6 protein-coding genes are annotated in these 9,594 nt (G+C 57.2%); 1 reads left to right on the top strand and 5 read right to left on the bottom strand.

The window, feature by feature from the left end; translation table 11 throughout:
• The coding region (locus CHB83_RS22030; RefSeq protein WP_143437247.1) for an SDR family NAD(P)-dependent oxidoreductase at window positions 1–186 on the bottom strand (186 nt) is incomplete at its 3' end.
• A gap of 315 nt (window positions 187–501) precedes the next feature.
• On the opposite strand from CHB83_RS22030, the gene CHB83_RS22025 reads away from it, so the two are divergent.
• On the top strand, window positions 502–1,530 hold the full coding sequence (locus CHB83_RS22025; RefSeq protein WP_045689146.1) for a LacI family DNA-binding transcriptional regulator: 1,029 nt from the start codon (window positions 502–504) through the stop codon (window positions 1,528–1,530).
• 44 nt (window positions 1,531–1,574) lie between these two features.
• On the opposite strand, the gene CHB83_RS22020 is transcribed toward CHB83_RS22025, so the two are convergent.
• The 4 genes from CHB83_RS22020 to CHB83_RS22005 form a co-directional block, all read right to left on the bottom strand.
• On the bottom strand, window positions 1,575–3,191 hold the full coding sequence (locus CHB83_RS22020; RefSeq protein ID WP_089334317.1) for a glycoside hydrolase family 43 protein: 1,617 nt from the start codon (window positions 3,189–3,191) through the stop codon (window positions 1,575–1,577).
• Between the two features lie 168 nt (window positions 3,192–3,359).
• Window positions 3,360–5,297, bottom strand: coding sequence for a DUF4350 domain-containing protein (locus CHB83_RS22015; RefSeq protein ID WP_045689147.1), 1,938 nt, complete (start codon window positions 5,295–5,297; stop codon window positions 3,360–3,362).
• Between the two features lie 244 nt (window positions 5,298–5,541).
• Window positions 5,542–7,878: a glycosyl hydrolase family 28 protein gene (locus CHB83_RS22010; protein WP_055562735.1), complete on the bottom strand. Its 2,337-nt coding sequence runs from the start codon at window positions 7,876–7,878 to the stop codon at window positions 5,542–5,544.
• A 59-nt stretch (window positions 7,879–7,937) separates the two neighbouring features.
• The gene (locus CHB83_RS22005; protein ID WP_089334316.1) at window positions 7,938–9,572 is read right to left on the bottom strand and encodes a RagB/SusD family nutrient uptake outer membrane protein; all 1,635 of its coding nucleotides are present in this window, start codon (window positions 9,570–9,572) and stop codon (window positions 7,938–7,940) included.
• Between the last annotated feature and the right edge of the window lie 22 nt (window positions 9,573–9,594).

Genomic DNA, 9,594 nt, shown 5'->3' with positions numbered 1-9,594 from the left:
CTGCCGGCCTAGCGCCTGCACCTGCTGGGCCGTGGCCGAGCCCTGCAGCGCCAGCGAGGCCGACACGCCGATGATATCGGCCCCGGCCTCGGCCAGGCCCACGGCCATGGCTTGGCCAATGCCGCGCGTGCAGCCCGTCACTAGGGCCACTTTACCCCTCAGATCAAACCAGGAGGAAGTACTCATTCCGGAGGAAGTAGGATTATAAACTTTTCGGAGAAATCCGGTGTACTTTTGAAACACCAGGCTAGCTTTCTGCTTGGTTAAGGTTAGATGATGGCTTTCCCAAAAGGAAGATCATCCGGTTAATAATTTGCGCAAACGATGTCGGGAACGTTGCCAACCAGCCGCCGACGCGGTTTTTGGCAGCTTATACGACGGATACTTTGGCGTTCTTCCTGCTTTTTGCCCCTGGCACTTACCCCGCTAGGCTGCAGAGGTTCTTGGATTAAAGTAAGTCCCCACTCTCCTTCATTTCTCTATTAATAGCCCGCCTACGCTGTGGAAACATTCACCATAAAAGACATTGCCCGCGAGCTGAATCTATCTACCTCCACAGTGTCGCGGGCGTTGCGAGGGAGCTACGAAATCAACCCTGAGACGAAGCGCCTAGTAATGGAATGCGCCGAGCGGCTCAACTACCGCCCTAACCCCATTGCGCTGAGCCTGAAGGGCAGCGCCAGCCGGGCCATTGGAGTTATTCTTCCTCAGATTGCCAACTACTTCTTCTCGCAGGCCATCAATGGGATTGAAGCCATTGCCTACAACCGCGGCTACCACGTTATCATCTTCCAAAGCCAGGAATCCTACGAGCGAGAAATAGCCAACGTGCAGCAGTCTATGTCCCGGAAAGTAGATGGGTTGCTCATGTCCTTATCCAGCGAAACGTCTAACGTAGCACACCTACAGGAAGTACTCGATAAGAACGTACCACTTGTGCTATTCGACCGTGTATCGGCGGAGCTGAACGTAACAAAGGTAGTGGCCGACAACTTCGGGGGAGCCTTTGCCGCGACGGAGCATCTGATTCAATCGGGCCGGCGGCGCATTGCTCACCTCACCATTCAGCCCTGGCTAAGCATCACGCAAGAGCGCCTGGCCGGCTACCGTGCGGCCTTGGAAAAGCACGGCTTAGTATTCGATGAGAGCTTGGTGCGCTACGGCTCCTTCGGGCCTGATGAAGTAGGCCCAATGGTAGACGAACTCATGCGGTACCCCTCCCCGCCCGACGCCTTTTTCACCGCCTCCGACCGACTAGCTGTGGGCTGCCTGCAAGCCCTCCGCCAGCGCAACCTGCACATCCCCGACGACGTGTCACTCATTGGGTTCACGAACCTCAACGTGGCAGAGCTACTAGCGCCTCCACTGAGTACGGTCGTTCAGCCTGCCCAGGAAATTGGTCAGATAGCCGCAGAGCGTCTTATTGACCAAATTGAGCGCAAGCAGCGCGCCCTACCCATTGAAACGGTACGGATTCCGACGGAGCTGATTGTGCGCACCTCCACGATGCCGGAAATGGTGAAGCTGTAAGCCTAGTGGATGGCGGTACGCTCACCATGCTCAGGTCTAGCGTCTTACTCTACCCGAAACCAATCTACATCGGCGCTGCCTGCGTCGTTGGTTTTAGCGGCGCGGGTGCAGAACAGACCTACTTTGGCGCCAATCCACTTGCCCTCCCGCGCGGTAAACGCCCCACCAATCGGCTGAAACTGCTGCCCATCGAGGCTGTAGCTAAACTGGCAGATAGCACCAGGCTGCACCGCTACCCGCAGGTAGACAGGCTGCTTGCCCGGAACTACAACGGAGGAAGTCTCCTGCTCAGCCGCCAATTTTTCCGCATTCTTACACACTGCCTGGGTTAGCAGCAGCTTGCCGTTTGCATTACCCAAGGACAGCGCCGCGTAATCCAGGCCCATCATTACTAGCCCTACTTTTTCACCTTCAAAGCGGGGGCTGAAGGTTAGCTTGGTGGTGACGGTGAACTTGTCGGCGGGCAGCTTTTGCAGCAGCAGGTTGGGTACCTGCCAGAGGTTGCGGTAATCATCGGGTAGAGGCACGGAATATAGCCGCAGCAATCCCGCACTACCGTTCAGGAAGTGCCAGCCCAGTTGCGGATTGGCGTGCCATTGCCATTGCAGCCCCAGTGTATTGCTGGTAAACTCATCGGAAGTGGCGGGAGTGGCCAAAGGGTGTGGCTGCCCTTTAATGGTGGGCTTGCGGTGGGTTAGCACAGGCTGGCCGTTACCATCCCCATCAGGGTCCTCACCAATAACTGGCCAGTCATTTTTCCACTGTAGGGGCTGCAAATGCACTACCCGGCCGTAGGGCCCCTGGTCCTGAAAGTGCAGAAACCAGTCTTCTTTGCCATCGGGCGTATCTACCCACGCGCCTTGGTGCGGGCCGTTGATGCCCGTATTGCCCTGGGCCATAACTACCCGGTCTTCGTAGGGACCAAACACATTTTTGGAGCGCATGACTACCTGCCAGCCAGTGGCTACCCCACCGCCCGGCGCGAAAATATAGTAGTAGCCGTGGCGCTTGTAGAATTTGGGCCCTTCAATGGTGGGGTGCTTGTCGTGGCCATCAAACACTAGTACTTCGTCGCCGAGGAGGTGCAGACCGTCGGGGCTCATGCGGCTTACGGCCAGCACGCTCTTGAACCCCGCCCGCGAACCGGCAAAACCGTGTACCAAATAGGCTTGCCCATCCTCATCCCACAGGGGGCAGGGGTCAATCCAGCCCTTAGCTTCCTTGATACATACCGGGGTACTCCAGGGTCCGGCCGGGTTTTTGGCCTTGGTCACAAACAAGCCCAGATCGGGATCAGGGTAATAGATGTAGAACTCCTTACGGTGGTAGCGGATAGCCGGGGCCCACACGCCGTTGCCGTGCTGAGGTATGTTGTAGCGGGCCTGGGGTAGCTGCTGGCTGAACACGGCCCCAATAATGGTCCAGTTTACCAGGTCGCGCGAGTGCAGGATTTGGAGGCCCGGCGAGGCGTTGAAGCTGGAGGACGTGAGGTAATAGTCCTGGCCCACCCGCACCACGTCGGGATCAGAGTAGTCGGCGTAGAGAACGGGGTTTTTGTAGGTGCCATTGCCCAGGTCAGGTACCCACACTTTCGACAAGGACGATTGGGCTCCCACTACCAGCGGCAATAGAACCAAGAGCAACGATACAAAGAGACGCATACGCAACGGCAGTAGCAACGCAAGAATGATTTGAACAGGTAACCAGTATCTCTCGGGCAAAGCAAGCAGCCGGAACGTACCGCCTCTTCCTTGCTTTGCCCGAAAGATGCCCAGGCAAAGCCCTGCATCAGCCGCACTTACCACGGCTGGCACTAAGGGCGCCCTACCTTACTTAGCCCCTACCTGTTGCAGCAACCAGGTAGCCAAATCCTTTGCGGCCAGATAGTTCTGAAACTCAGCCGGAATCTTGCGGCCGTCTACATATTCGTTGTACAGCCACGGGTCGCCCACGACGAAGACAGTGCCCTTACCCACTTTGGCCGTTGCCATAATCACGTGGCCGTCTTGGCTGATGAGGGGCTGCGCGGGCGCTTGTATATCCAGCGGAGCCAGCTCCTTAATGTAAGCGGCCCGCGACGTTTTAAATACGGCATTGCCGGCAGGCAGCGCCACGCGGCCTTGCTCAAACTGACTGCCTTTCACCATATTCAGGTTCAGGGGCTTGAACTGAATGCCGAATGCCTGAGCCAGCGTATTAAAACGCGGAATTTCGCAGTTGCTGGTATCGTTGGCCATGAGCACCAAGGTGCCCCCGTTCTTTACCCACTTGGTTAGGGCCTGCACATCGGCGGGCTGCACGAAATGAGGCGTGGGCGTTTCTTTCTTGGTATCGGGGTCCACAATAATGAACACGTCTACGTTCGCCAATGCGGCGGCCGTTGGGGCGATAGGAACAGTGACGGTTTTGGCCCCTAAGTCGCGGAACTGTTGGCCCCAGAAGTAAAAGCCGCCGTGCGTACGATCCTCCCAAGTGTAGTGCCAGGGCTCCTGCTGGCCGCCAGTGGGGTTCTTGCGCAGCTCGTGGTTGAAATAGTTGTCTATGGCTACTGTCCTGCCTTTGCCCTTGCTGCTTTCGGCGGCCACCTCCATTTCTACACTCGCCAGAATAAAAGGCCCTACGCCTTTCAGGTCGTTTTTACGCAGGGGCTCAGAGAGGTAGTACTCAAAGCTACCGTCGCGGTAGGGGTTGCCTCCCAGGCCTCCCACGCTTACCGTCCCGTTGAAAGCCAAGGCATCCCCGGTTTCGGTAGCCACAAAGGTTTTCACTAGCCCATCGTACCCTTTGCGCGCCACGTCGGCGTACTTCTTGTCGAGGTAGCCCATACGCACACCCTTTTGCAGGAAATACACAAACATGCTGCTACCCGAAGCCTCGGCGTAGTTGCCCTTGCGCGCGGCTTGATCGACCACCAACGACCAGGTGCCCGTTTTGGCATCCTGATACTTGGCCAGCACCGGAGCTAGGCGCTGTACGTCCTTAATGAGCTGTTGGCGCTGCGGGTGGTTCTGGGGGAAGTAGTCCAGCACATCAACCAATGCCATAGCATACCAGCCCATTCCCCGGTCCCAGAAATTCGGCGACTGGCCGGTTTGCTTGTTGGCCCACTTCTGCTCCTTGCTTTCATCGTAGCCGTGGTAGAGCAAGCCTGTTTTGGGGTCCACCAGGTTCTTTTCGATGAGAGCAAATTGCTTCGCTACGTCGTCGAAGCCGGCGGGCTGGTTGAAAACTTTGCTGTACTCGGCGTAGAACGGCTCAGCCATGTAAAGGCCGTCGAGCCACATCTGGTTGGGGTACACCTTCTTGTGCCAGAAGCCACCCGCCTTAGTACGCGGCTGCCCTTCCAGCTGCTTGCGCAGCAGCTGCGCCGCTTTCTGGTACTTCTCTACCTGGGGCACCGACATCTGGCTGAGGGTAAGCAGGGCGTGCCCCGTCGTCAGGTTGTCGAGGTTGTAGTCCTCCAGCTTGTAAGTGCGAATGGTGCCATCGGGCTGCACAAACTGGTTGAGGTCCTTCTGAATGTAGGAGAAGTAGCGCGCGTCACCCGTGCGTTGCCATACGCGCTCCAACGCCTTCAGCATTAGCCCCTGCTCGTAGTCCCAGCGGGCAGTTTTGCGGTTGCCAATAACAATGGAGTCGGGGTGCCAGCTAATAAAGGCATCGGCCATGCGCTGCGACATCGGCCGAGTGGTGGTGCTGGCAGTTTGAGCTTGCGAAGAAAGCGAGGCTACTACTAAACCGGAAAGGAGAAAGCGACGAGAGAGCATGAGTAGGGAAAGTTAAGCTAGAGCCCAAAGCCTGTTTTTCATCTTCTTGGACACAGGCTGAGGCATAGTTGATAGGGGTTGGGTACCAAAGAAGATTGGCTACGCATACCCACCCAACCAAAGCTGCGGGTGGAGCTGATGCTTGAGCCCACTTTACCGATGCTATTAGCAGCACACGGGCCCACAACCCAGTTGCGCCAAAGCGCAACCACCCCTTCTCCATGGAAAAGGGGTGGTTCTTTTTTTACAGTTTAGATACCGTTACAACCTTTTTAGACACCTTCTGACCGATTTCCACGTCCTTCTTGGCGGCTTTGGTGTTCGTGTTGCGCAACGTCACGGCCTTGCTCCGGTCACCGGTCACGCGCAGAAGCAGCTCGGCGCCGGGCGTGTAGCGAATGTTGTCGAGGCTGATGTTGCGGCTGTTTTGCACTTCTAGTACGGGCTTGGTATTATCCGAAATCAACGTCACGTTTTTGAGGCGGATGCCGTCTGCCTCCTGGCATACCAGACCTTTGTTGCACTCCAGCACGGTGTTTTCAATATCCACGTCCTGAATGGCCATTTCCGGCAAGCCCCGCACCAGAATACCGGTGTTGGCACCTTTGCAGGTTACATTCTTTATGCGGAAGCCCTTGAACTGCGGCGTACCAGCATTCAAGGGTTCCGCCTTGATTTCCGGAATGCCGTAGGCATCACCGTTCACCTGCACGGGGTCCTTGGCCGCGTAGTACATGTCGAAAAGAATAGCTTCGCCTGCAATGTCGGTCATGTCTACGCCGTCCACGAAGATGTTTTCGACTACCCCCCCGCGGCCCCGGGCCGTCTTGAAGCGCAGGCCTACGTCGGTGCCCATGAAGGTGCAGTTATACACGTACAGGTTGCGCGCCCCACCCGACATTTCGCTACCAATCACGAAGCCACCGTGGGCGTGGTACACTTTCGTATCACGAATGATGAAGTTCTCGGTGGGAATGCCCCGCTTGCGGCCCTCCTCGTCGCGGCCCGATTTGATGCAGATACCGTCGTCGCCCACGTCAAACGTGCAGCCTTCTACCAAGCCAGTACGGCAAGATTCCAGGTCGAGCGCGTCGGTATTTTGGCCGTACCAGGGGTTGCGCGCCGTCACGTTGCGCAGGGTAATGTTGTCGCAGAGCAATGGATGGATGGTCCAGGCCGGCGAGTTCTGAATGGTAAAGTCTTCCAGCAGAATTTGCTTGCAGCGCTGCAGACTTAGCATGTTGGGCCGCAGGAAATCCTTGAACTCTTGGTATTTGCTGTAATCGGGCTGCTGACCAGCCGGAATTGTCCAAGGTTTGCTGAGCGTAGAGCCCTTAAGCGAGCTAGCCGATGGATACCAGGTAGTACCCTTCTCATCCACTACCCCACCCGACTTCACCAAGCGCTGCCACTGACCGGCGTTTAGCTTTTCCTTTTTCACCATGCGCCACGCGTCGCCGGCACCATCAAAGGTGCCTTCACCGGTGATGGCAATGTTTTCCAGGTCGTAGCCAGAAATGGGCGACTGGTTACGTACGGCGTCCTCACCTTCCCAGTTGGTTTTGATGAGCTGGTAGTCGGAGAGCTTGTTGCTGAACTGCACCAGCGCCCCGCGCTGTACGTGCAAGTTCACGTTGCTTTTCAGTTGAATGGGGCCCGTGAGCCACAAGCCGCGCGGTACAAGTACTACTCCACCCTGCTGGCTGCAGGCCTCAATGGCTTTGCGGAAAGCTTCCGTGTTGAGGGTTTGGCCGTCGGCCACGGCCCCGTACTTACGGATGTCGAACGTGTCTTTGCGAAAATAAGGTTGCAGCACAACGGGCAGGTCGTAGCTGTACTTGCCCGTGAAAGCCAGGGGCTTCAAGTGGCTAGCTAAGCCTAGGTTGAGCTTTTTCACGTCTTGGGCTACCAGCTGCGCTACCCGCTCGGCACCGTAGGCCGAGAAGTGAGTGTTGTCGAGCTTGGTGTTGTTGGCGCCATTCTGGTAGCTCCAGAACAAGGGCTTAGAGCCGGCGTCGCCGAGTTGGGAGTACATGGCCCAGCTGGTTTCGTGCAAGTCAATCAGAGGCACTTTGTGGGCCTTGGCCACGGCCTTTACTACCGCCGGATACTCGCCGTGGTCGTCCTTGCGCTTGCCCTGGTCATCGAAGTAACGGCGGCCTACGGGCGTGAGCAGCACTGGATTGGCCCCCTTGGCACGGGCTTCCTGTACGTAGCGGGTCAGGTTTTGGCGGTAGGCCGTTTGGGGCGCAGCGTAGCGGGCCGTGTCCTCCTGCTTCGAATCGTTGTGGCCGAACTGAATAAACACCCAGTCGCCAGGCTTAAGCTGCTCCAGCACCTTGGCCCAGCGTCCTTCGTGGCGGAAGTTGCGGGTGCTGCGGCCGTTCATGGCGTGGTTTTGCACGGCCACGTTCTCGTCAAAATACTGGCGAAAGTACATACCCCAGCCGCGCTCCGCTTTGTCCAGGGGCTTGTCCGACATAGTTGAGTCGCCGACAAGGAAAATGGTGGGTTTCTTGTCCTCCGCCGGCCGGAAAGCCAGCAGCAATAGCGCGAAGAACAAAATGACAAGTTGTTTCATGGGAAAGAAAAAAGCCTGGCCGGACCAGCTTACAGCCAGCCCGACCAGGGTATGAAGGGTTATCTGTAACCGGGGTTTTGAGCGAATTCAGATTTGTTGATGACTGCATCCAGTTGGCGCTGCGGAATCGGTCGTACCAGGTGAAAATCTTGAATGCTGGCCCCGGCATCGGGGTTGTACTTTTTCACCCGCTCCAAGAGCTTACCGGTCCGTTTCAGGTCAAACCAGCGGAGTTGCTCACCGCCCAGTTCGCGGCCTCGCTCATCCAGGATAAAGTCCAGGGTTACATCGGTAGCCTTGATCAGCATGTCGGTTTCTTTGCCCGGAATGGCGGCGCGGCGCCGTACCACGTTTATCAGCTCGGCCGCCTTCGCCGAATTGCCCGCTTTGAACTCCGCCTCAGCCGCCGTCAAGTACACATCGGCCAGACGAATCACGTAGGCGTCGCGGGCGCTCTGCTCTTCGGCAATGGTGGGGCGCGTGGGGTCCATGAATTTCTTCATAGTCATGTAGTGAATCCGGTCGCCACTGATAATACCGTTGGGCCGATACACGGCGCTTTGGTCCCAAATGCGGTACTTCTTCTGGGCCTTCACCGAGGCCGGAATGATGTACTTGCTAGCTACCACGGCCGTGTCGCCCACGGCAATGCCAGCTACGGCCCGGTTTGCGAGCCACACCGTCTGGAAGGTAGCGGCGTAGCGGGCGTCAACCTTCTCATTGAACAGGTTCAGATAGAAGAGAGAAGGCATGAAGCGGTTGAAGGGACGACCGTAGGCAACGTCGCGGATGACGCCGGGCTGGTCGTCGTACTTCATCAGGAACAGCAGATGACCGTTGTTGCCCCCGCGTGAGTGCCCTTCCGGATAGAGTGCAGGGTCTACCCTGTCGTTTACGCTCAAATCCTTGGAATAATTGATGGCCCACAGAATCTCCTTGTTTTCAAGGTTGCTCATGGACCACAGATCGGCAAAGCGGGGCTGCAAGGCGTAGCTGTAGCTGCTAATCACCTTCTGGGCCAAGTCGGCGGCCTCACGATTCTGGCCGCGGGTAAGGTACATTTTAGCAAGGAAGGCCTCGGCGGCGGGCTTCGTTACCCGGCCGTAGTCGGTGGTGGTGGTAGGCAGGTTAGCCACGGCCACGTTCAGGTCTTCAAAAATCTGCTTGTAGAACGTTTCTACCGGCGTACGATTGGCCGTATTTTCGATGGCCGTTACTTCGGCCGTGCTCAGGTGCACGCCACCCCAGGTTTCTACAATCTGCCAGTTGTAGAAGGCCCGCAGAAAACGCAACTCCCCTTCGCGGGTTTTCTTCAGCGCATCCGTCATACCGGAATTTCCTATCCGCCCAATACCGGAATTGCAGATGTTGACGGCCGTATACAGCTTACCCCACAGCTCGTTGAGGGCGGCGGAGCTGCCCTGCAAGGTGGTGTACTCCGTCAGGTCGGGGTTTACGTCGCCGGCGCCGCGCTGCCACAGGTCGGTGCCCATTTCCGAAACACTGTAGCCGTTTTCCTTGCCATACCACCAGCGGGTGTAGGAATAGGCGGCATTCACCAGAGTTTCAAAACCGGCAGGTGTGCTGTACACCGCATCGGCAGTAAGGCCGGAGGGGTTATATTCTTCGAGCTGCTTTTCACAGGCGGGCAGCGTGAGCGAGAGTACTCCGGCGGCCAGCAGCAGTTTCAGCATATGTTGAGTGGAGAAGTTCATC

This window comes from Hymenobacter mucosus, from assembly GCF_900188255.1.
Taxonomy (GTDB): Bacteria; Bacteroidota; Bacteroidia; order Cytophagales; family Hymenobacteraceae; genus Hymenobacter; species Hymenobacter mucosus.
Note: the sequence above shows the minus strand (reverse complement) of the source record. Positions and strands in the feature narration are given on the sequence as shown.